This window comes from Cupriavidus sp. MEYA8 (assembly GCF_059278825.1).
This window is the reverse complement of record NZ_CM181221.1, coordinates 3,642,045-3,663,490: the sequence shown is the minus strand read 5'-3', so window position 1 is coordinate 3,663,490 and position 21,446 is coordinate 3,642,045. Positions and strand designations below refer to the sequence as shown.

18 protein-coding genes are annotated in these 21,446 nt (G+C 69.5%); 10 read left to right on the top strand and 8 right to left on the bottom strand.

The features are described from left to right. The first annotated feature begins 143 nt into the window (after positions 1 to 143). The 6 genes from AC5WJ1_RS17085 (at position 144) to AC5WJ1_RS17060 (ending at position 5,323) form a co-directional block, all read left to right on the top strand. The gene (locus tag AC5WJ1_RS17085; RefSeq protein ID WP_494476241.1) at positions 144 to 974 is read left to right on the top strand and encodes a CHAD domain-containing protein; all 831 of its coding nucleotides are present in this window, start codon (positions 144 to 146) and stop codon (positions 972 to 974) included. Between the two features lie 99 nt (positions 975 to 1,073). Further along, positions 1,074 to 2,501, top strand: a complete 1,428-nt coding sequence (gene mnmE, locus AC5WJ1_RS17080; protein WP_135706191.1) for a tRNA uridine-5-carboxymethylaminomethyl(34) synthesis GTPase MnmE — start codon at positions 1,074 to 1,076, stop codon at positions 2,499 to 2,501. A gap of 36 nt (positions 2,502 to 2,537) precedes the next feature. Continuing rightward, on the top strand, positions 2,538 to 3,782 hold the full coding sequence (locus tag AC5WJ1_RS17075) for a glycosyltransferase (protein ID WP_135706190.1): 1,245 nt from the start codon (positions 2,538 to 2,540) through the stop codon (positions 3,780 to 3,782). Positions 3,783 to 3,824: 42 nt separating this feature from the next. Beyond that, positions 3,825 to 4,403, top strand: coding sequence for an OB-fold putative lipoprotein (locus AC5WJ1_RS17070; RefSeq protein ID WP_195427722.1), 579 nt, complete (start codon positions 3,825 to 3,827; stop codon positions 4,401 to 4,403). Positions 4,404 to 4,430: 27 nt separating this feature from the next. Then, on the top strand, positions 4,431 to 4,631 hold the full coding sequence (locus AC5WJ1_RS17065) for a hypothetical protein (RefSeq protein WP_029046432.1): 201 nt from the start codon (positions 4,431 to 4,433) through the stop codon (positions 4,629 to 4,631). Positions 4,632 to 4,768: 137 nt separating this feature from the next. Then, positions 4,769 to 5,323, top strand: coding sequence for an Sbal_3080 family lipoprotein (locus tag AC5WJ1_RS17060; RefSeq protein ID WP_195427721.1), 555 nt, complete (start codon positions 4,769 to 4,771; stop codon positions 5,321 to 5,323). Between the two features lie 29 nt (positions 5,324 to 5,352). On the opposite strand, the gene AC5WJ1_RS17055 is transcribed toward AC5WJ1_RS17060, so the two are convergent. The 4 genes from AC5WJ1_RS17055 to AC5WJ1_RS17040 all read right to left on the bottom strand — a co-directional run bounded on the left by AC5WJ1_RS17055 (position 5,353) and on the right by AC5WJ1_RS17040 (position 9,588). Then, positions 5,353 to 6,324, bottom strand: coding sequence for a M14 family metallopeptidase (locus tag AC5WJ1_RS17055; protein ID WP_494476240.1), 972 nt, complete (start codon positions 6,322 to 6,324; stop codon positions 5,353 to 5,355). Between the two features lie 108 nt (positions 6,325 to 6,432). Next, a complete protein-coding gene (locus tag AC5WJ1_RS17050; protein WP_494476239.1) occupies positions 6,433 to 7,404 on the bottom strand; it encodes a Bug family tripartite tricarboxylate transporter substrate binding protein in 972 nt (323 codons plus the stop codon). Between the two features lie 114 nt (positions 7,405 to 7,518). Then, positions 7,519 to 8,472 (bottom strand): LysR family transcriptional regulator, encoded by a 954-nt coding sequence (locus AC5WJ1_RS17045; RefSeq protein ID WP_133096626.1) that lies wholly within the window; start codon positions 8,470 to 8,472, stop codon positions 7,519 to 7,521. A gap of 60 nt (positions 8,473 to 8,532) precedes the next feature. After that, positions 8,533 to 9,588 carry an AraC family transcriptional regulator gene (locus tag AC5WJ1_RS17040; RefSeq protein ID WP_133096625.1) on the bottom strand — a complete coding sequence of 352 codons (1,056 nt, stop codon included), beginning with the start codon at positions 9,586 to 9,588 and terminating at the stop codon, positions 8,533 to 8,535. 115 nt (positions 9,589 to 9,703) lie between these two features. On the opposite strand from AC5WJ1_RS17040, the gene AC5WJ1_RS17035 reads away from it, so the two are divergent. Together AC5WJ1_RS17035 and AC5WJ1_RS17030 are read left to right on the top strand one after the other, a co-directional pair. Beyond that, on the top strand, positions 9,704 to 10,327 hold the full coding sequence (locus tag AC5WJ1_RS17035) for a hypothetical protein (protein WP_494476238.1): 624 nt from the start codon (positions 9,704 to 9,706) through the stop codon (positions 10,325 to 10,327). Positions 10,328 to 10,335: 8 nt separating this feature from the next. After that, complete coding sequence (locus AC5WJ1_RS17030; RefSeq protein ID WP_494476237.1) at positions 10,336 to 11,931, top strand: GMC family oxidoreductase; 1,596 nt, start codon at positions 10,336 to 10,338, stop codon at positions 11,929 to 11,931. Between the two features lie 122 nt (positions 11,932 to 12,053). Here AC5WJ1_RS17030 and AC5WJ1_RS17025 read toward each other — a convergent pair whose 3' ends face one another. The 3 genes from AC5WJ1_RS17025 to AC5WJ1_RS17015 all read right to left on the bottom strand — a co-directional run bounded on the left by AC5WJ1_RS17025 (position 12,054) and on the right by AC5WJ1_RS17015 (position 18,017). Further along, positions 12,054 to 13,541 (bottom strand): efflux transporter outer membrane subunit, encoded by a 1,488-nt coding sequence (locus AC5WJ1_RS17025; protein ID WP_135706183.1) that lies wholly within the window; start codon positions 13,539 to 13,541, stop codon positions 12,054 to 12,056. A 1-nt stretch (position 13,542) separates the two neighbouring features. Further along, the gene (locus AC5WJ1_RS17020) at positions 13,543 to 16,695 is read right to left on the bottom strand and encodes an efflux RND transporter permease subunit (protein ID WP_494476236.1); all 3,153 of its coding nucleotides are present in this window, start codon (positions 16,693 to 16,695) and stop codon (positions 13,543 to 13,545) included. A gap of 71 nt (positions 16,696 to 16,766) precedes the next feature. Further along, the gene (locus AC5WJ1_RS17015; protein WP_135706182.1) at positions 16,767 to 18,017 is read right to left on the bottom strand and encodes an efflux RND transporter periplasmic adaptor subunit; all 1,251 of its coding nucleotides are present in this window, start codon (positions 18,015 to 18,017) and stop codon (positions 16,767 to 16,769) included. A 568-nt stretch (positions 18,018 to 18,585) separates the two neighbouring features. On the opposite strand from AC5WJ1_RS17015, the gene AC5WJ1_RS17010 reads away from it, so the two are divergent. Continuing rightward, complete coding sequence (locus AC5WJ1_RS17010) at positions 18,586 to 19,326, top strand: TetR family transcriptional regulator (RefSeq protein WP_133096619.1); 741 nt, start codon at positions 18,586 to 18,588, stop codon at positions 19,324 to 19,326. Positions 19,327 to 19,365: 39 nt separating this feature from the next. Here AC5WJ1_RS17010 and AC5WJ1_RS17005 read toward each other — a convergent pair whose 3' ends face one another. After that, positions 19,366 to 20,427, bottom strand: coding sequence for an ABC transporter substrate-binding protein (locus AC5WJ1_RS17005; protein WP_205751643.1), 1,062 nt, complete (start codon positions 20,425 to 20,427; stop codon positions 19,366 to 19,368). A gap of 316 nt (positions 20,428 to 20,743) precedes the next feature. Here AC5WJ1_RS17005 and AC5WJ1_RS17000 point away from each other — a divergent pair, with 316 nt between their 5' ends. Further along, positions 20,744 to 21,418 carry a response regulator gene (locus AC5WJ1_RS17000; RefSeq protein ID WP_063239986.1) on the top strand — a complete coding sequence of 225 codons (675 nt, stop codon included), beginning with the start codon at positions 20,744 to 20,746 and terminating at the stop codon, positions 21,416 to 21,418. Positions 21,419 to 21,446 lie beyond the last annotated feature (28 nt).

Below are 21,446 nucleotides of genomic sequence, written 5' to 3'. Positions count from 1 at the left end.
GGTGTGCGCATTGCAGCGCGACCGCGGGCCGCTGTCAACCGCGGCAGCGCCTGATGCGCCGCCCGGGCACGTTCGCGCGTGCCGTCGCCTACACTGGTGGCATCTGCGTCTCCACCGGCGCGCCTGACCGCATGAAGACCGCCATGACTGACGCCCAGCCGCCCACGCTGCGCCGCAAGACGCATCCGGTCGTTGCCTTTGCCGCGCTGACACAGGCAAGCCTGGCGCGGATCGACACGTCCCTGCAGGATCTGCTGCACCGCGACGAAGCGGAAGACCTGCACCAGCTACGCGTAGCGGTGCGCTATGCGCGCGCGGTGCTGTGGGCGCTCGCGCCAGCGCTGCCACTGCTGGAGCGCGAGCGTTGGAAGCGCGAACTGCGCACGCTGGCGCGAGCGACCAGCGAGGTGCGCGACTGGGACGTGTTCCTGGCCGAGACCGTTGTCCCGGCGCGCGAGAAAGCGCCGGACGATCCGGTGCTGGCCGCCGTGGCCGAGGTTGCCGCCACACGGCGCAACAGCGCTCGCGCGGCCATGCTGGCGGCACTGGTCAGCTACCGCGACGGACAGTTGCCTGTCGTGCAACGCGATCTCGCCCACCTGGGCCACCTTGCGGAAAAGGTCGCCGCCCGAGGCAAGGCCGGGCGGCGCGACCGCCTGGGCCCGTTCGCAAGCCAGCGTGTGCGCCGCGGTCGCAAGCGATTGCGCGCGCTGAAGCAGGCCGCACAGGGAGGCGACCTGGGCGCGGTGCATGACCAGCGCATCGCGGGCAAGCGGCTGCGCTACACGATCGAGGCGCTGGCACCGGTGCTACCGTCGCGCTATACCAGGAGGCTGCACCGCAAGCTGATCAGGCAGCAGACGCGGCTGGGCGGCTTTGTCGACGCCATCGTCGCGCGCCGGCTGATGTGCGAGTGCCTTGACGTGGCGGAGCTGCCCGACGACGTGCCGCCGCCACCGCCCGGCGCGAGCTGACGCCCCGCCCGACATGGCGGCCGACCCACCGCGCCGCGCGGCGCTCCTGCAAGTGCAACCCGCGCCACGCCAACTGCAATCGATCTGCGACAATACCGCATGACTGCTACCCAGGTTCCCATTGCCGCCATCGCCACCGCGCCCGGACGCGGCGGTATCGGCGTGGTGCGCGTCTCGGGCCCCGATGTCGGCCCGGTCATGCGCGCCGTCTGCGGCCAGGCACTGAAGCCGCGCCATGCCACCTACCTGCCGTTCCTCGACGGCCACGGCAAGGTCATCGACCACGGCCTCGCGCTGTACTTCCCCGCGCCCAATTCATACACCGGCGAAGAGGTGCTGGAGCTGCAGGGCCACGGCGGCCCGGTGGTGATGCAGATGCTGCTGACGCGCTGCCTGCAGGCCGGCGATGGCATCGGCCTGCGGCTGGCCGAGCCGGGCGAGTTCACGCGCCGCGCCTTCCTCAACGACAAGCTCGACCTGGCGCAGGCCGAGGCGGTGGCCGACCTGATCGAAGCCAGCACCGAAGCCGCGGCACGCTCGGCGGCGCGCTCGATGGAAGGCGAGTTCTCCAATGCGATCCGCAAGCTTGTGGACAAGGTGATCCACCTGCGCATGCTGGTCGAGGCCACGCTGGACTTCCCCGAGGAAGAGATCGATTTCCTGGAGCAGTCCGACGCGCGCGGCCAGCTTGCGGCCATCCGCAATGATCTGGGCGGCGTGCTGGCGCAGGCGCGGCAGGGCGCGCTGCTGCGCGAAGGCTTGTCGGTGGTGCTGGCGGGCCAGCCTAACGTGGGCAAGTCTTCGCTGCTCAACGCGCTCGCCGGCGCCGAGCTTGCCATCGTCACGCCGATCGCCGGCACCACGCGCGACCGCGTGCGCGAGACCATCCAGATCGACGGCATCCCGCTGCACATCATCGACACCGCCGGCCTGCGCGAGAACGCCACCGATGAAGTCGAGCGCATCGGCATCGACCGCACCTGGGACGCGATCCGCCGCGCCGACGTCGTGCTGCACCTGGTCGACGCCACCGACTACCTGCGCCACGGCCTGTCCGAGATCGACGACGCCATCGACGACCGGCTCAGCGGCCATCTGCCACCGGGCTCGCCGATCGTGCGCGTGGTCAACAAGATCGACAAGGCGCCGGCAGTGGGCGACACGATGTTTGGCGGCAACCGCCCGCACGTTGTCGCAGCGAACGGGCCAAACCCGACGGAGATCTGGATCTCTGCCCGCACTGGTGCAGGCATCGAACTGCTGCGGCGCGAGTTGCTGCGGCTGGTGGGCTGGCAATCCGGCAACGAAGGCACCTTCCTCGCGCGCGAGCGGCATCTGACGGCGTTGCGCAATGCGCAGTCGCACCTCGATATTGCGGCGGAACAAGCCGAGCATCAGGCGCAGGCGCTGGATTTGTTTGCGGAGGAACTGCGGCTGACGCAGGAGTGCCTGAACAGCATTACCGGGGAGTTCACCAGTGATGATTTGCTGGGGACGATTTTTACGCGGTTTTGTATTGGGAAGTGAGGCGGTCGCAACCGGAACGCGCCACCATCCTCTCCCATGCGCCTCACCCTCATCACCTTCGGCACCCAAGGCGACTGCCGCCCCATCGTAGCCCTCGGCCTGGGCCTGCGTGACGCCGGGCATGACGTGCTGATGCTTGGCGAACGCGCCGCGGCACCGCTGGCCGCCGGGCATGGCCTGCCGTTCGCGCCGATGGCCGGCGACATCCAGCAAACCCTGCAGCCCGGCGGTGCCTTGCACAAGCTGATGACGGAGGGCGGCAACGTGGCCGAGGCCACGCGTGCGTTCGGGCGCATTGCGGAGGAGAACACCGAGGCGTGGATGGCGCAGCTGGCGGAAGCGGCGCGCGATGCGGATGGCATTGTATTTTCGGGGCTGACGGCTTATGTGGCGCTGTCCGTGGGCGAGCAGCTCGGCAAGCCGGTGATCGGCGCGGGCATGTTCCCGATCTCGCCGACGCGGGATTTCCCGTCGGCCCTGTTGCCGCCGTTGCGCATGCCGGGCTGGGCCAACCGGGCCAGTCATGCGGTGATCAACTTCGTGCTATGGCGCATGTTCCGCAATGCCACCAACGCGGCGCGCGCGAAGCTGTTCGGCGTGGCGCCGCGCCGGGCGATGTGGCGCGATTTCCCGTCGCTGTACGCGATCTCGCCGCACCTGGTGCCGCGCCCGCGCGACTGGCATGCGGACTGGCTGGTGACCGGCGCGTGGAACATGCCGGCGCAGCCGGCCTGGAAGCCGGGCGCTGCGCTGCGAGACTTCCTGGCGGCCGGCGCGCCACCGCTGTATATCGGCTTTGGCAGCATGGCGGGCTTTGACCGGCAGAAGGTGGTCAAGGCCATGCTGCAGGCCGTCGATGGCCGGCGCGCGCTGTTCTATCCGGGCTGGTCGGGCATCGATGTGTCGGCGCTGCCAGCCAACTTCCATGTGATCGGGGCCACGCCGCATGACTGGCTGCTGCCGCGCGTGGCGGCGGCGATCCATCATGGCGGGGCCGGCACCACGCACGCGGTGGCGGCGGCCGGCGTGCCATCGATCGTGCTGCCGTTCGCGGGCGACCAGTTCTTCTGGGCGGGACGGCTGGCGGCGCTGGGCGTGGCGCCGGCGTACGTGCCGGGGCACAAGATCGACGCAGCGCGGCTGGCGTCGATGATCGCCTTTACCGAGCGCCCCGAGACGCGCGGCAAGGCCGCCGCGCTGGGGCGCGCCGTTGCGGCGGAGCGCGGGGTGGAGCACGCGGTGGCTGCAATCGGGCGCTTCTGCGCTTCGGGTGGCGCATAATCGCGCTTTCGCCTTTTTGCATGCTCCCAGGCAGACCGCCAGATGTTGAACCGTACCCAGCAGATCCTCGTTGCCATCGTCGCCGTGGCTGTCCTTGGCATGTTGTGGCTTGCCGGCAATGACCGGCATGAAGACGCCGCCGCACCCGCTGATTCCGCAACGCCGGCGCAGGCCAGCGCGCCCGTTGCCACGGCCAGCGATGTGCGCGGCGTGCCGCGCGACGGCACGCTGGACCCGGTCAGCATCGACCCGCAGCGGCCCGCCGACCGCCTGCCGCAATACCAGGCCGGCGCCATCCTGGAGGACTACCGCAACGATCCCAAGGCCGCGGATGCGCGTTACCTGAACCGCTACGTGATCGTCGAAGGCGTGGCCAGCGGCGTGCGCCGCGAGGGCGAGCAGGTGTTTGTCGATATTCGCACCAACGATCCCGCCGCCAATGTGCGTGCCTTGCTGCTGCAACGGCAGATCTGCGGCCCGGCGGGCCGGGTCTGCGAAGTGGAGGCCCGCGCCACCATGGTGCGGCGCGGCCAGAAGGTGGCGGTGGAGTGCAACGGCGCGGGCGTGGCCGATGGCGTGCCGCTGCTGCGCGACTGCCTGCTGCGCGGCGGCGCCAACTGAGCGCAAGCCTGAACCGGAGAACCTGCGATGCAATCCGTGCTGTCCGTGCTTGCGCTCATCATCCTGGCGGCGACCGCCGCCGGCCTGGCTTCGCCGCGCTGGCTTAGCGAGACCCTGCTGGGCGGCCGGCCCGTGACGCGGCTGCAGGTCGCGGTGGTCGGGCTGTGCCTGGCTGCGTTCTGCCTGATCCTGGTGGGCCGGCTCGCGCAAGGCGGGGCGGGCGGCTGACGCGCCACGCCGGCGCAGCAGCGCCGGTTTTGCGTCTCTGTTCCGGGAATTGGCCGGCGCCGGCAGCGCCTACAGTGTGAAGGCACACTGCCCGCATTGCGCGCCGGCGGCAGTGCCCCAAGCCATCCAGGATTCCCATGAACAAAGCCCTGCTGGCCGCCAGCGTCGGCCTGCTGCTGTGCGGCTGCTCGACCTACCAGGCCGTGACCCCGGTCGACCGCCCCGACCGCTCCGATCCCAATACCGCGTTCCAGGTGCCCGCCGGCGGCGGCCCGCGCGGCGACTACGGCGCCAACGGCATGCTGCTGTGCGTGGTGGTGAACCCGGTGAGCGGCAACAACTATGTCGAGGCCTTCCGTGCCTCGCTGGAACACCGCAACTTCGAAGTGAAGATGCTGCAGGCCGAGGCGGCGTCGGCGATGGCGTGCCCGATGGTGGCGTATTACAGCGCGCGCAGCGCCTGGTTCTGGACGTCATACCTGGACAGCGTGGACATCACAGTCTTTCGCCAGGGCGACCGCGTCGGCAAGGCGATCTACAGCGCCAACCGCAGCGCGGGCGGGCTCAACCTGAGCAATCTCGTGGACCCGGCGTCCAAGCTGAACGAGCTGGTCGAGCAGCTGTTCCCGGGCATGCTGCCGCCGCCGGCGCCGTCGGCGGGCACATCGCCGGCACCGACGGCGGGAGCCTGATCAGGCAGACCCTGACCTTCCAACCCGGCTCAGCGTTCGAGCCGGCCCAGCCGCACCACGGTCACACCGGGGCGAAGCTGGCGCAGCGAAGGCATCACCAGCACGCAGTCGGGATACGGCGTCACCACCGGCTCGCCGTCGCGCCAGCCGATGACCGCGCCGGCGTCGGCAAAGGTCTCCAGGCCGGTATAGGGGCCGGCAAAGCGGAAATCCATGCTGGTGGCGACCACCGGCTCGGTCACGCGTACCACCCGCTGCGCGGCGGGCAGCGGCTGCAGCCAGCCGGCGGGCAGGTCGGCGGCGTCGACCACGCCGGCGTGCAGCAGGAAGCGCGCGGTGCTGTCCTGCGCCACCGTCACGGCAGCCGGCTCCCAGTGCTGGCCGCATTCGATCAGCAGCGCATTGCGCGGGCTGGCGGGATCGCCAAAGCCGTCGTAGTCGCGCATGCGGCGGCCTTCGGGATGGCCTTCGTCGACGATCACGTCGGCCGGCGCGCCCAGCGCGCGCGACAGGGCGATGCCCTTGTCGAGCGGGCCCGAGACGATCAGCGGGCGGCTTTTCTCATGCATCGAATGCAGGTCGAGCAACAGGTCGACGGTGTCGATCACCGGGCGCATGGCGCGCGCGCGGCGCAGCTCGGAGGAATCGCGGCTGGTGTCGTCCAGCGTGGCGGCGGTCCATACGCGGTTGAAGTCCTGGTCGACAAAGCGCGAGGCGTCGGGCCGGGCCGGGTCGAAGCTGTGATAGGCATCGACGTTGGCGAAGGCCAGCGTCAGGCGGCCGCGGCGCGGGCGCAGGTTGTGGTCGAGCAATGCCTTGACGGCGATGGCGCCGCAGACCTCGTTGCCGTGGGTCAGGGCGTTGACCATCACGTGCGGGCCGGGCTGGCCGCTGTCGAAGGTGTACAGGTAGGGGATGCCGCTGTTGCCGGAGGCGTAGGGGCGGATGTCGGGGAAGGCGACGTCGACGGGGTAGGCGTCGAGGTGGGCGGGGTGGGTCATGGAAATCAGGTGCTCACAGGGTGCGCATTGGGTCGGTGCCTGGCGGGTCGTTTCTATTTGGTGTGTCGTGGGTACTGGCAGGCGCTGGCAGCACCGACACCCCATCCCTCACTCACGAATCCCAGCCGTCTGCACAATCGTCCGATAACGCCCCGTTTCACGCTTGATAAAGCTGCCGAACTGGGAAGGATTGCCCGGCGTCACTTCCACACCAGCCTCGGCCAGCTTCTTCTTCACGTCCGGCATCGCCAGCACGGCCTGCATCTCGGTGTTGAGCCGGTCGACCACCGGCTTGGGCAGGTTGGCTGGCCCCATCAGGCCGAACCACACCCCCATGTCGACGCCCTTCAACGCCGGCGTCTCCGCCAATGCCGGCACGTTCGGCGCCACCGCGGCGCGCTTGGCGCCGGTCACACCATAGGCCTGCACGCGGCCCGCCTGGATATGCGGCAGCGCCGACGACAGCACCATCACCGCCAGGTCGATCTGGCCGCCGAGCAGGTCGGTGGCCATGGCCGATGCGCCCTTGTACGGCACGTGCGTGATATTGACGTTGCCCTGCTGCTTGATCAGCTCGCCGGCCAGGTTCAGCGGCGTGCCCACGCCTGACGACGCATACGACAGCTTGCCCGGCTGCGCCTTGGCCAGCGCGATCAGCTCGGCGGCGTTCTTCGCCGGCAGGCCCGGCTTGCCGACCAGCACCATCGGCTGGGTGCCGACGAAGGTCACGGGCGCCAGGTCCTTCTCGCCGTCGTAGCGCACGGCCGGGTTGGTCAGGCGAGCGATCGAGACCTCGCTGCCGGATCCCATCAGCAGGGTGTAGCCATCTGCCTCGGCCTTGACCACCTTGGACGCGCCGATGGTGCCGCCGGCGCCGCCCAGGTTTTCGATAACCACGCTCTGGCCCAGGCGCTTGCCCAGCTCCGGCGCGATGGTGCGGGCGACGAGGTCGACGCTGCCGCCGGCGGTATAGCCCACCACCAGCGTGATCGGCTTGGCGGGCCAGGTGCCGGCAAAGGCGCCGCCGGTGGCGGTGGCAAGGCAGAGTGCGGCAGCGGCCGCGCGCAGGATGGTCTTCATGGTCTTGTCTCTGGGGTTTCCGGAATCTATGTTGTGACCGGATGTTAGAGAGCGCGCGGCCCGGCCGGCATGCGGCTTTGGCAAGTGGGGTTGCCGATTCGGCAATGGCCGCAGCTAGCGCGGCGCCGCCACCGCGGCGCGCCAGAACGCCTCGGCCAGCGGCCGCATCGGCGCGCGCGGGCGGTACAGGCGGATATCGAGGGCAAGGTCGCCGCCATCGTCGGCCCCCGCAGCAGTGGCGCCGATCGCGCGCACCAGCCGGCCCGCGTGCAGGTCGTCGGCAATGAGCCGCGCGGGCAGCCACGCCAGCCCCATGCGCTGCCGCACCATTTCATGCACCGACTCGGCAAAGTCGCTGACCGCGATCACGTCCAGCCGCGGCGCCAGCTTGCGGCGCGCGATCTCCTGGTTGACCATGCGCCCCAGCGTCAGCGTCTCGGCATAGGCGATCATCGGCACCGGCTTTTCCTTCGCTGCCTTGCCGGTGCGCAGCCGGTGCAGCGGTGCGCCGTGCGCGTCGGCGGCGCTGACGCACACCAGCCGCTCCACGCCGGCCAGGTGGAACTGGTAGCGCGCGTCGTCCAGCATCACCGGCAGATCGGGCGGGCTGTAGCACAGCAGGAAGTCGGCATCGCCCTCGGCAAACATCGCCAGCGCGTCGTGCATGGGGAAGGTCGACAGCCGCGTGCGGAAGCCTGCCGCGGCGGGGTCGCCGCGCAGCGTCTCGCGCAGGCCGGACAGCCACGCCGGCACCATCGAGCGCGCCAGCGTCTTGCCGGTGGCGATGGTCACGGTGCTGGCGTCGGCCCGGTGCGCGGCGCGCAGTGCCAGCCGCGTTTCATCGAGCGTGCGCAGCGCGCCCTGCGCGGCTTCCAGGAACAGCCGGCCCTCGGCGGTCAGGCGCACCGGGAACACGCTGCGGTCGATCAGCGGGGCGCCGGCCCATACTTCCAAGGCCTGCATGCGCCGGCCGAACGCGGGCGGGGTCACGTTGCGCAGCTCGGCGGCGCGCGCCAGGCTGCCGGCCTGCGCCAGGCAGACGAAATCTTCGAGCCAGCGGATATGCATGGAAGGCGGGCGGGTGGGGTTGGTCTGCCCTCATTATCGGCAAAACCAGCACGGGTTTTGCTACGCCTGCGCGACCCGGCGGCGCCAGCCGTGCGGCGTCTCGCCGGTCCAGCGCTTGAACGCGTGCGTGAATGCGCTCTGCTCGGAATACCCCAGCCGCAGCGCGCACTGCGCCAGGCTGACCGCGGGATCGGCCAGGTATTGCTCGGCCAGCGCGCGCCGCACGTTATCCACAAGCTGTGAATAACTGATGCCCTGCGCCTGCAGGCGGCGCTGCAGCGTGCGCACGGGCAGCCGCAGGTGCGCGGCCACGTCGGCGATGGGCAGCTCGCCGTCCTGCAGGCGGGCGCTGATATAGGCACGCGCCTGCGCCAGCTCGTCGGCGCCGGCGGGGACGCAAAGCTGCAACTGAGAGTCGGCGATGCGCGTCATCTGCGCCTGCATGCCGGCATCGGCCTGCAGCGAAGGCAGCGCCAGCAGCGCCGGGTCGATATGCATGGCATGGCGCCCGGTGCCAAAGGCGACCGGGCAGCCGAACACCTCGGCATGCAGGCTGGTGTCGGCCGGCGCGGGGTGCGGGAATTCAACCTGCGTGGCGAAGTAGCGCTCGCCGATCAGCCAGCGCGCGAACACCGACCAGGTGGCCATGTGCAGCTCATGCGCGTGGCGCGACAGCGGGCCGTGCTGCGCGGTCCAGGTCATGCACGCCATGCCCGGCGCTTCGACCAGGCGGGTGCGGCCGATATCGTTGGCCAGCACCTCATAGCGTATGCCCTGCAGGATGGCGTCGCGCACGGTCGGCGTGGTCAGCACCACATAGCCCATCTCGGCATAGTGGCGCGGCACGAAGGCGGCCCCGGCACGCAGCCCGACATGCGGATCGCCGGTGGCCTCGCCGAGCCAGTCCAGCAGCGCAAGGTAGGCGGCACCCGGGATGCGCGTGGCGATCGGCGCACCGGTGGCGCCGAGGATGCCGGCCGCCACGCCGACGGCGCGCAGCTGGTCGGCGGCGGCAATGCCCTGGCGTTCGCCGTGGTCGAGCACGGCGCGAAGGTAAGCGAGCGACACGGTGCCGGATACCGTGGCACCGCCGGCGGTCGGGTTGGCGCGTGGCATCAATTCACCTGTCATGCGGAATCAAGACGGGGCTCCGATCTTTATCCAAACTACAGGTAGCGTCAATGCGGAGTCATCCGCCCCGACAACAACACCGACGCACAGGAGACACCCCATGCCCCCGCATTCCCAACCTGCGCCACACCGGCGCGCAGATGCCGGCGCCGAGGCGCTGCACGCGCTACACGCTCTCTCGCGCCGCGGCTTCCTCAAGGTCGGACTCGGCTTCTCGGCCGCGCTGGCGTGTACCGCGCTGGTGCCGTCGCTGGCCGGATGCAGCGCGGCCGATGCCGCGCCGCAGGCCGGCATGGCCTGGCTGCGGCCCGACGACGTGGCCATGTTCCGCGCGTTGCTGCCCGCCGTCGTCACCGAACTCGCCGAGGCGCCGCCGCCGCGGCGCGAGGCCCTGGTGCAGGAGACACTGCGCAATATCGACACCAGCTGCGCCGCGATGAACGCCGGCGCGCAGGCTGAGCTGCGCAAGCTGTTCGGCCTGCTCGCCAGCACGCCGCTGCGCTGGGCGCTGGCCGGCATCCGCCAGTCCTGGGACGCCACCACACCGGAACAGGTCCAGGCCTTCCTGGGGCGCTGGCGCGCCAGCCGGCTGGCCACGCTCAATGCCGGCGCGGTGGTGCTGGTCAAGCTCGCCAGCGTGAGCTACTACGTGCTGCCCGCCGCCTGGGCCGGCAGCGGTTATCCCGGCCCCAATGCGCCGGTCTACAAGGCGCTGCACGCCTGAATACAGACATGGCCATCGACAATCTCTACGATGCCGGCATCGCCGCCGGCTGGAAGGTGCTGGATGCCGCCACCTTCACCGCCTCCCGCACGCTCGACGCGGACGTTGTCATCGTCGGCAGCGGCGCGGGCGGCGGCATCAGCGCCGAAACGCTGAGCCGCGCCGGGCTGCGCGTGGTGCTGCTGGAAGAAGGCGCGCTGCGCACCTCCGACAGCTTCCGCGACATGGACGAGAACCGTGCCTACCGCGAGCTGTACCAGGAGGCCGCGGCGCGCACCACCGTCGATGGCGCCATTGCCATCCTGCAGGGCCGCGCCGTCGGCGGCAGCACCACGGTGAACTGGTCGTCCAGCTTCCGCACGCCGCCGCAGACGCTGGCGCACTGGGCCGGGCACCATGCCGTCAGCGGCCACGCCGAGGCCGACATGGCGCCGTGGTTCGCGCAGGTGGAAGCGCGCCTGGGCATCGCGCCCTGGGCCATGGCGCCGAATCCCAACAACGACGTGCTGCGCCGCGGCTGCGAAAAGCTGGGCTGGGAGTGGCACGTCATCCCGCGCAACGTGAAGGGCTGCTGGAACTCGGGCTACTGCGGCTTCGGCTGCCCGGTCAATGCCAAGCAGTCGATGCTGGTATCGACCATCCCGGCGGCGCTGGCCGCAGGCGCGACGCTGGTGCACCGGGTGCGGGTGCGCACGCTCGGACACGACGGGCAGCGCGTGCAAGCGGTCATCGGCGAAGCGCTCGGCGCAGACGGTTATACGCCCACCGGCGTGGGCGTGACCGTGCGCGCGCGGCACGTGGTAGTCGCCGGCGGCGCTATCAACACACCGGCGCTGCTGCTGCGCTCGCGCGTGCCGGACCCGCATGGGCGGCTGGGCGTGCGCACGTTCATCCATCCGGTGAATATCAGTGTCGCAGTCATGCCGGAGAAAATCGATCCCTATTATGGCGCGCCGCAGTCGGTCGCCTCCGACCACTTCCAGTGGGCCAACGGCGCCACCGGCCCGATGGGCTACAAGCTGGAGGTGCCGCCGCTGTTCCCCGGCATCAGCGCCGGCGTGCTCAACGGCATGGGCGACGCGCTGCGGCGCGATATCGCGCAGCTGCCCAATACCAACGCCATGCTGGCGCTGCTGCGCGACGGTTTCGTGCCGCAGAGCGAGGGCGGGCGCGTGCGGCTGGCCCCCGACGGCAGCCCGCTGCTCGACTACGAGATGAGCGACTACGCCTGGGACGGCGTGCGCCGCGCCTGGCTGAGCATGGCGCAGGCGCAGTTCGCCGCCGGCGCGGTCAAGGTGCGGCCGGCCCACCTGGACGCCACCGACTACCGCAGCTGGCCAGAAGCGCGCGACGCGATCGCGAAGCTGCCGCTCAAGCCGTTCCGCACGGCGCTCTTCACCGCGCACCTGATGGGCGGCTGCGGCATGAGCGACGACGCCCGCCGCGGCGTGGTGGACAGCCACGGGCGCCACCACCAGCTGGAGAACCTGTCGGTGTTCGACGGTTCGGTCTTTCCGACCAGCGTGGGGGCCAATCCGCAGTTGTCGGTGTTTGCGCTGACGGCACAGAATGCAGATGCGCTGGCTCGAAATATCACGGCATGATGGATCGGCGCCGCTGTGATGCAGGCGAAAAAAAACCAGTGGCACTGCCACTGGTTTCTTCGCTTGAGCTGTTTGCTCCCCTCTCCCGCTTGCGGGAGAGGGGAGCAAACCGGCAGTGAGCGTTACTGCGTCACCGGTTGCTGCGCCGCTGGCGCTGCCTGCTGCGCCACCGCGCTGTCCGCCTTCAACCCGCCGCCCAGCGCGCGATACAGGTCGATCGCGTTGTTCAGCCGCAGCTGCCGCGCCTGGATCAGCGCCTGCTCCGCGGTGAACAGCTGGCGCTGCGCGTCGAGCTCGTCCAGGTAGCTGGCCACGCCGCTGCGAAAGCGCAGGCGCGACAGTTCGTAGCGCGCGGCTTCGGCATCGCGCACCTGTTCCTGGCCGGTGACCTGGTCTTCCAGCGTGCCGCGCGCCACCAGCGCATCCGCCACTTCCGCGAAGGCCGTCTGGATGGTCTTCTCGTAGTTGGCGATCTGGATGTTCTTGCGCACGTTGGCCAGGTCCAGGTTCGACAGGTTGCGGCCATAGTCGAAGATCGGCAGCGTCAGCTGCGGCGCGAACGACCATGCGCGTGTGCCGGCATCGAACAGCCCCGAGAACGTCGGGCTGATGGTGCCCACGCTGGTGGTCAGCGAGATGCGCGGGAAGAACGCGGCGCGCGCCGCGCCGATATTGGCGTTGGCCGACAGCAGCTGCTGCTCGGCCTGCCGGATATCGGGACGCTGCTCCAGCAGCTCCGACGGCAGGCCCGCCGGGATATCGCTGATGATGCGCTCGTCCGACAGCCGCATCGGCTCGGGCAGGTTCTCGATGGTGCCGATGGGCTTGCCCACCAGCACTTCGAGCGCGTTCTGCGCCTGCGCGCGCTGGCGTGCCAGCTGCGCCGCGGAGACGCGTGCCTGCGCCACCAGCGATTCGTTGTCGCGCAGGTCCAGCGCCGAGGTGGCGCCGGCGTCAAAGCGCTTCTTGGCCAGCCCGTAGGTGCTTTCGCGCGCCTGCAGCGTGTTGCGTGCCAGCTCGTACTGCTCGGCAAAGGAGCGCTCGGCCAGGTAGGCCTTGGCGACTTCCGACACCAGCGAGATATACGCCGAGCGGTGCGCTTCTTCGGTGGCGAAGTACTGCGCCAGCGCGGCGTTGGACAGGCTGCGCACGCGCCCGAAGAAATCGAGCTCGTACGACGAGATGCCCAGGCCGACCCGGTAGACCTCGGTCACCCCTGGCTGGCCCAGCACGGTGGCCGCCTCGGCCGGGGTGGTGCGGGCCCGCGTATAGCCGCCTTCCACGTTCACCGTGGGCAGCAGGTCGGCGCGCTGCACCTGGTACGTGGCGCGCGCTTCCTCGATGCGCAGCGCGGCCTGGCGCAGGTCGCGGTTGTTATCCAGCGAGGTGGCGATCAGCGCCTGCAGGCGCGGGTCGCGGAAAAACTCGCGCCAGCCGATGTCGGTGGCGCGGCGGGTCTCGCCGCTCTTCACCTCGGCGGTGGCATAGCCCTCCGGTGCCACCGGGAAGCTGTCTGCCACCGGCGGGGCGGGGCGGTCATAGTGGGGTGCCAGCGTGCACCCGGTCAGAACGCCGGCCACCAGCAGCAGTGTGGTCAGGGTCTTGGTCATGTCAGATTTCCTCTTGCGGGTCATGCCACTTCTTGTCCAGCATGCGCTGGCGCTGGCTGCCCTTGAAGCGCTTGCGCACCACCACGAAGAAGACCGGCACCAGAAAGATCGCCAGCACCGTGGCCGTGATCATCCCGCCCATCACGCCGGTACCGATCGCGCGCTGGCTGCCCGAGCCCGCGCCGGTGGCGATCGCCAGCGGCAGCACGCCCAGGATGAATGCCATCGACGTCATCAGGATCGGGCGGAACCGCAAGTGCACCGCTTCCAGCGTGGCTTCGACCAGGCCCTTGCCTTGCGCCTGCAGGTCCTTGGCGAATTCCACGATCAGGATGGCGTTCTTCGCCGACAGGCCGATCGTGGCGATCAGGCCCACCTTGAAGTACACATCGTTGGGCATGCCGCGCAGCGTCACGCCCAGCAGCGCGCCGAGCACGCCCAGCGGCACCACCAGCAGCACCGAGAACGGGATCGACCAGCTCTCGTACAGCGCGGCCAGGCACAGGAACACGATGATCAGCGACAGCGTGTACAGGATCGGTTCCTGCGAGCCGGCCAAGCGCTCTTCATACGACTGGCCCGACCACTCGAAACCGAAGCCCGGCGGCAGCTTGGCGAAGTTCTCTTCCATCGCGCGCATGGCCTCGCCGGTACTGCGTCCCGGCGCGGCCTGGCCCGCGATCTTCACCGCCGGCATGCCGTTGTAGCGCTCCAGGCGCGGCGAGCCCATGATCCACCTGGACGTCGCAAACGCCGCGAACGCCACCATGTCGCCGTTGCTGTTCTTCACGCGCAGCTTGGTCAGGTCATCCGGCAGGCGGCGGTCGGCGCCGTCGGCCTGCACGATCACCTTGCGCACCCGGCCTTCATAGATGAAGTCGTTGACGTAGCTGGAGCCGAACGCGATCGACAGCGTCGAGTTGATCTCGGCCACCGACACGCCCAGCGCTCGCGCCTTCTCGCGGTCGATGTCGATCTGCAGCTGCGGCGCGTCTTCCTGGCCTTCGGGGCGCACGCCCATCAGCACCGGGTTCTGCGCGGCCATGCCGAGCATCATGTTGCGCGCTTCCATCAGCTTGGCGTGGCCCTGGCCGGTGCGGTCCTGCAGGCGGAAGTCGAAGCCCGAGGAGTTGCCCAGCTCGGCGATCGCCGGCGGATTGAGCGGGAAGATGATCGCGTCCTTGATGAACGACAGCGCGCCGAAGGCACGGCCCACCAGCGCCTGCGCGTTCTCGCCCTCGCCGGTGCGCTCCTTCCAGTCCTTCAGGCGCACGAACGCGATACCGCCGTTCTGGCCGCGGCCGAAGAAGGAGAAGCCCGCCACCGTGATCATCTGGTCCACCACCTTGCTTTCCTTCTGCAGGTAGTAGTCCTCGATCTGCTTGAGCACGCCGATGGTACGGTCCTGCGTGGCGCCGTTGGGCAGCTGCACCACCGTGATCATGTAGCCCTGGTCTTCATCGGGCAGGAACGACGACGGCAGGCGCTTGAACAGCACCACCACGCCGGCGATGATCAGCGCGTAGATGATCAGGTAGCGGCCGGTGCGCTTGAGGATGCGCGCGACCACGCCCTGGTAGCCGGTCGACGCGGTAGCGAAAGTGCGGTTGAACCAGCCGAAGAAACCCTTCTTCTCATGGTGATGGCCGGCTTCCACCGGCTTGAGCAGCGTCGCGCACAGCGCCGGGGTCAGCGTCAGCGCCAGCAGCGCCGAGAACGCCATCGAGGCGATCAGCGACAGCGAGAACTGGCGGTAGATGTTGCCCACCGAGCCCGAGAAGAATGCCATCGGGATGAACACCGCGGTCAGCACCAGCGTGATGCCGACGATGGCGCCGGTGATCTGGCCCATGGCCTTGCGTGTCGCTTCGCGTGGCGAGAGTCCTTCCTCGCTCATGATCCGCTCGACGTTTTCCACCACCACGATGGCATCGTCCACCAGGATACCGATCGCCAGCACCATGCCGAACATGGTCAGCACGTTGATCGAGAAGCCGAACGCCAGCAGCGCGCCGAACGTACCCAGCAGCGCGATCGGCACCACCAGCGTCGGGATGATGGTGGCGCGGAAGTTCTGCAGGAACAGGTACATCACCAGGAACACCAGCACCACGGCTTCCAGCAGCGTCTTGATCACTTCCTCGATCGAGATCTTGACGAAGGCCGAGGTGTCGTAAGGCACCGTGTACTGGTAGTCAGCCGGGAAGGTCTTCGACAGCTCTTCCATCTTGGCGCGCACCGCGGTGGCCGTGGCCAGCGCGTTGCCGGTCGGGGCCAGCTTGATGGCGATGGCCGCCGACGGCTTGCCGTTGGTGCGGGCCAGCGTCGAGTAGTCGGCGCCGCCCAGTTCCACGCGGCCCACATCCTTGATGCGCACCGACGAACCGTCGGGGTTGGTGCGCAGCAGGATGTTGCCGAACTGCTCGGGCGTGGACAGCCGGCTTTCGGTGGTGACGGTGGCGTTCAGCTCGGTGCCCTTGGGCGAGGGCGTGCCGCCCAGTTCGCCCACGGCGACCTGCACGTTCTGCTCGCTCACCGCGGCGGTCACGTCCAGCGGCGTCAGGTTGTAGCCGGTCAGCTTGGACGGGTCCAGCCAGATGCGCATGGCGTACTCGGTGCCGAACAGGTCGGCCTGGCCCACGCCCGGCACGCGGCGGATCGAGTCGATCACCTGCGCCGAGACATAGTTGCCGAGCTGGATCGCGCTGGCCGTGCCGGACTTGGACGACACGGTCAGGAACATCATGTAGTTGTTCCCGGCCTTGTCCACGCGCACGCCCTGCTGGCGCACCTCCGCCGGCAGGCGCGCTTCCACGCGCTTGAGGCGGTTCTGCACCTCGACCGAGTTCAGGTCGACGTTGGAACCGGGCGCGAACGCGATGGTGATCGTCGCCAGGCCGGTCGATTCGCTGGTCGAGTTGTAGTAGAGCAGGTTGGGGGCGCCGTTAAGCTCCTGCTCGATCACCGAGGTGACGGAATCCTCCAGCGTCTTGGCCGACGCACCCGGATAGGTGGCCGTGACCGAGATCGTAGGCGGCGCGATGTTCGGGTATTGCGCGATCGGCAACTGCATGATCGACAATATCCCGCCCAGCACGATGATCAGCGCGAGCACCCACGCGAACACCGGCCGGTCGATAAAAAACTTGGCCATAAGACTGGCTCCCTCTTTGTCTAGCCCTGTGTGCCGCGGCGGCTGGCTTCAGCCGCCGCGGCGCGGCGGTTTCAGCCTTGCTTGCCCTCGGCCTTCGCTTCCTGCTTCGCTTCGGCCTTGGGGGCCGAGGCCGGGGCAGCAGAAGCCGCAGCCGGCATGGCGGCCGGCGCCGAGGCACCCGCCTGCACGAACGGCACCGGCCTGGCCGGCGCGCCGACCTTGACCTTCTGCAGGCCCTCGACGATCACCTTCTCGCCGCCCTTCAGGCCTTCGGTCACGATCCAGCGGTCGCCGATGGCCTGCGGCGCCTTGACCGGCACGGAGGCGACGTTGCCGTCGTTGCCAACGACCAGCACGGTGGCGCCCTGCGCGCCGCGGATCAGCGCCCGCTGCGGCACGGTCAGCGCGTTCTCATCCACGCCCTGCTCGATCTTCACGCGCACGAAGGTGCCCGACAGCAGCTCGCGCTTCGGATTGGGGAACTGCGCGCGCAGCGTGATCGCGCCGGTGGTCGGGTCGACCGTCATGTCCGAGAACAGCAGCTTGCCGGTGTGCTCGTACTCGCGGCCGTCTTCCACGTACAGGTGCACGTTGGCGCCGCCGTTGACGCCCTTGACGGCGCCCGACTCGATGGCGCGTCGCAGGCGCGTGACTTCCGAGGCCGGCTGGGTGAAGGTGACCCACATCGGGTCGACCTGCTCCACCAGCGCCAGCTTGGTCGCCTCGCCCTTGCCCACCAGCGCGCCCTCGGTCACCAGCGCGCGGCCGGCGCGGCCGCTGATCGGCGCGGTCACGGTGGTGTAGCCCAGGTTGATCTGGGCGGTGCGCACGGCGGCCCTGGCCGATGCCACGTCGGCGTTGGCCTGGCCGGCGGCGGCCACGGCGTCGTCGTATTCCTGCTTGCTGACCGCGTTGACGGCCACCAGCGGCTTGTAGCGCTCGGCCTTCAGCCTCGCAGTGACGGCGTTGGCCTCGGCGCGCTGCAGCGCGGCCTGGGCCGACGACAGTTCGGCCTGGTAGGGCGCCGGGTCGATGCGGAACATCACCTGGCCGGCCTTCACTTCGCCGCCCTCGGTGTAGTTGCGCGACAGCACGATGCCTTCGACGCGAGCGCGCACTTCGGCCGTGCGCACGCCTTCCAGGCGGCCCGGTAGTTCATTGACGACGGCGACCGGCGACGGCGTCACGGTGACCACGCCGACTTCCGGCGGGGGCGGGGCACCGCCCTCGGCCTTCTTGTCGCCGCAGGCAGTGAGCGCCAGCGCCGACAGCGCAGCGGCTGCAAAGGTGGCAACGCGACTGATATGTTGGGACTTCCTCATCGATAACCCCATGATGGCAATTTGAGATCTGCCGCATCGCCCCGGCCTGACATCTCAGGAAAGCGAAAACGACGCAGCCCGCCGCAATATTTGCAGCGGATAAAAGCGTGATGCTAGCCACAAATCGCGTCGGCGCGGCGACGAATACGACGAACGGTGGCTTTTATATGACGACTGGATTGCCGTCCGGCTGGCCTGCGCAAGGAGTCGCCCAGGGTGCTGGCTATGTCACAGGGGGCGGCTGGCCGAAAGCCGGGCGAGCGCGTATTATATATACATTCAAGCATGTATGTTAAAGTCGATTCATCAGCAGGGGCTTTCACATCACGCCGGGCGGGTCCGATGCGAACCATCGGATCCCAGCGAAAAGCCGGCCAACCTGATCCGGTATCCGGCGCAAACCGCCGACTCGGGTTAGGATGCGCGCCGTCCTGTCGGACCCAGGGGCTTGCGACAACATAGCCATGTGACGACAACGACCCGCCGCGCACCTTGCGCGGCACCGGGGAGATTCAACACGCCGGACCGTGGACACCGTGTCCATGCGCCTCCGGCATATGAGACAGAAATGGTCAGACGCACCAAGGAAGAGGCGCTAGAGACGCGCCACCGGATTCTCGACGCGGCCGAAACCGTGTTCCACGCCCGCGGCGTGGCACGGCCGTCGCTGGCCGACATCGCCGAGGCGGCGGGGGTCACGCGCGGCGCGATTTACTGGCACTTCAAGAACAAGAGCGATGTGTTCGCCGCCATGTGCGACCGCGTGCACCTGCCCGTGGAAGCGCTGTGCGATCCGGAGCGGATCGCGCGCCAGGAGGACCCGCTCGGCGGCGTGCGCGACATCTGCGCCTACGTCATGCGCCAGACCGTGGTGAACCCACGCCTGCGCCGCGTCTTCGAGATCATCTTCCACAAGTGCGAGATGGTGCAGGACAACGGAGCCATCTTCGAGCGCCAGCGCCAGTCGCACAAGGAAGGCCTGGTCAAGATCCGCGAGCACCTGCGCCTGGCGCGCGAGCGCGGGCAGCTGCCGGCCGACCTCGACCTGGATCTCGCCGTCAATGCGTTCCACGCCTGCATCGGTGGCGTGCTGGCGCACTGGCTGTTCTCGCCCGAGGACTTCGACCTCGACGCCAACGCCGAGCGCATGGCGGATGCCTTCATCGATACCCTGAGATTGTCCCCCGCGCTGCGGCTCGGCTACGTGCCGCGCCCGATGGCGCAGCTCGACGACGAACTGTCGACGCTGTGCGAGCAGGCCTGCCAGAAGGAAGCCGCGGGCCTGGACACCAGCGATCTGGTGCCCTGATCTCCTGACTCCCCTGGCTCCCCGAAACCGGCCTGGGCGCTAGCCGCGCACCGCTTCGTGCCAGCGCGCCAGGAAGGCGCGCTTGCGCAGCGTGTCCTGCGCGGCCAGCAGGCCCGGCCCCACGCTGATCGGCTTGAGCGCGTAGCCCAGGCGCTCCGACAGCGCCGCGGCGGTGTGCACGCTGTCGGTATCGGTGCGGATGGTATAGAGCTGCGTGGTCGACTTGGCCAGCAGCGCCTGGCCCTCGCGCGACAGCAGGAAATCCAGCCACAGCCGCGCCGCATTGGGCCGCGGCGCGCGCCTGGCGATAAACGCCACCCGCGACATCACCAGCGTGTAGTCGCGCGGCGCGATCACGTCGATCGCCGCGCCGCGCTCCATCAGCGACAGCGCGTAGGAACCCAGCAGGTTGTACCCCATCACCAGCTCGCCGCTGGCGATGCGCTCGACCATCTCCGCGGTCGACGACGACAGCTGCACCCCGGCGCGCCCCAGCGCCTGCGCCAGGTACCAGAACTCGCTGCCCATGCGCGCGTCCTGCTGCGCCAGCAGGTAGCCCACGCCGGAGCGCTCCACGTCATACGTCACCACCTTGCCGCGCCAGCGCGGCGCGTTCTCCTGCAGCAGCCGCGCCAGCCCGGTGCGGCTGCGCGGCGCGCGCATGCCGGCAAAGTGGTGGCGGTTGTAGACGATCACCGCGGGCTCGAAGGTGGTGCCCCAGGCCTCGTCGCGCCACACCGCCCAGCCGGGCAGGCCGGCGCGCTCCGGCGAGGCGTAGCGCTGCGCGTTGCCGTCGTTGACCAGCTTGATCTGCAGGTCCATGGCGGTGCTCCACAGCACGTCGGCATAGCGCGCGCCCGGCGCCGGGCGGCCGCTGCCGAGCGCGGCGGTTTCGGCGAGGAAGCGCTGGTTCAGGTCGACGGTGTTCAGGTCTTCATAGCGCACCCGGATGCCGGGATAGCGCGTCTCGAACGCCGTGATCAGCGGCTGCGCCACTTCCAGGTCGGTCGAGGCATAGACCACCACCTCGCCTTCGCGCAGCGCGCGGGCAATGGTGGCGTCATACCCCGACGGATAGCCCGGCGGCGGCGCCGGCAGCATGGACTGGGCCTGCAGCGGCAATGACAGCGAAGTCCCGGCAAGCAGCGCGGCACCGGCCAGCCGGCGGCGCTGCGGTGAGGCGGGTGACGGGTGTGATGCGTGACGTGATGCGGGAAGGGCGGGCGACCCATGCGCCGCGGGCGGCATGGAAGCGGACTGCTGGGGCGGACGCTTGGGCACGGTGATCGGGAACTGGGGGGACGGCCCTGCAGCGGGCGCGCCGGGACAGGCGGGGCGGGGTTATTATAGGCGCCCGCGGCAGGCGCGCCATAGCGCTGGGGCCGCCATGCACAACCGGCAGAGGAGGAGGACCGGCATGCGCATCCTGCTGGTGGAGGATGAAGTCGAACTGGCACGCTGGGTCGCCCGCGCACTGGAGCAGGGCGGCTTCGTGATCGAGCACGTCGCCGACGGCCTGCAGGCCGAGGCACGGCTGCAGGCCGAGGAATACGACGCGGTCGTGCTCGACCTGCGCCTGCCCGGCAAGGACGGGCTGGCCGTGCTCAAGTCGATGCGCGGGCGCGACGACCGCACCCCGGTGCTGATCCTGACCGCGCAGGACACGCTCGACGAACGCGTGCGCGGCCTCAACCTCGGCGCCGACGACTACCTGCCCAAGCCCTTCGCCATCGCCGAGCTGGAAGCGCGGCTGCTGGCGCTGATCCGCCGCAGCCGCGGCCGCGCGCACCCGCGCCTGCAATGCGGCACGCTGGTGTTCGACGGCGAGACGCGCAGCTTTACGCTCGATGGCCAGCCGCTGGCGCTGACGCCGCGCGAATCGACGCTGCTGGGCGCGCTGCTGGCGCGCAGCGGCCAGCCGCTGACCAAGGCGCAGCTGCTCGACAAGGTGTTCTCGCTCGACGCCGACGTCTCCCCCGACGCGATCGAAGTGCTGGTCTACCGGCTGCGCAAAAAGCTGGCCGGGCACGGCGTCACCATCGTCACGCTGCGCGGCTTCGGCTACCTGCTGGAGCCCGAGGCCGGGCGCTGACATGCGCTGGATGGCAGGGAATATGCGC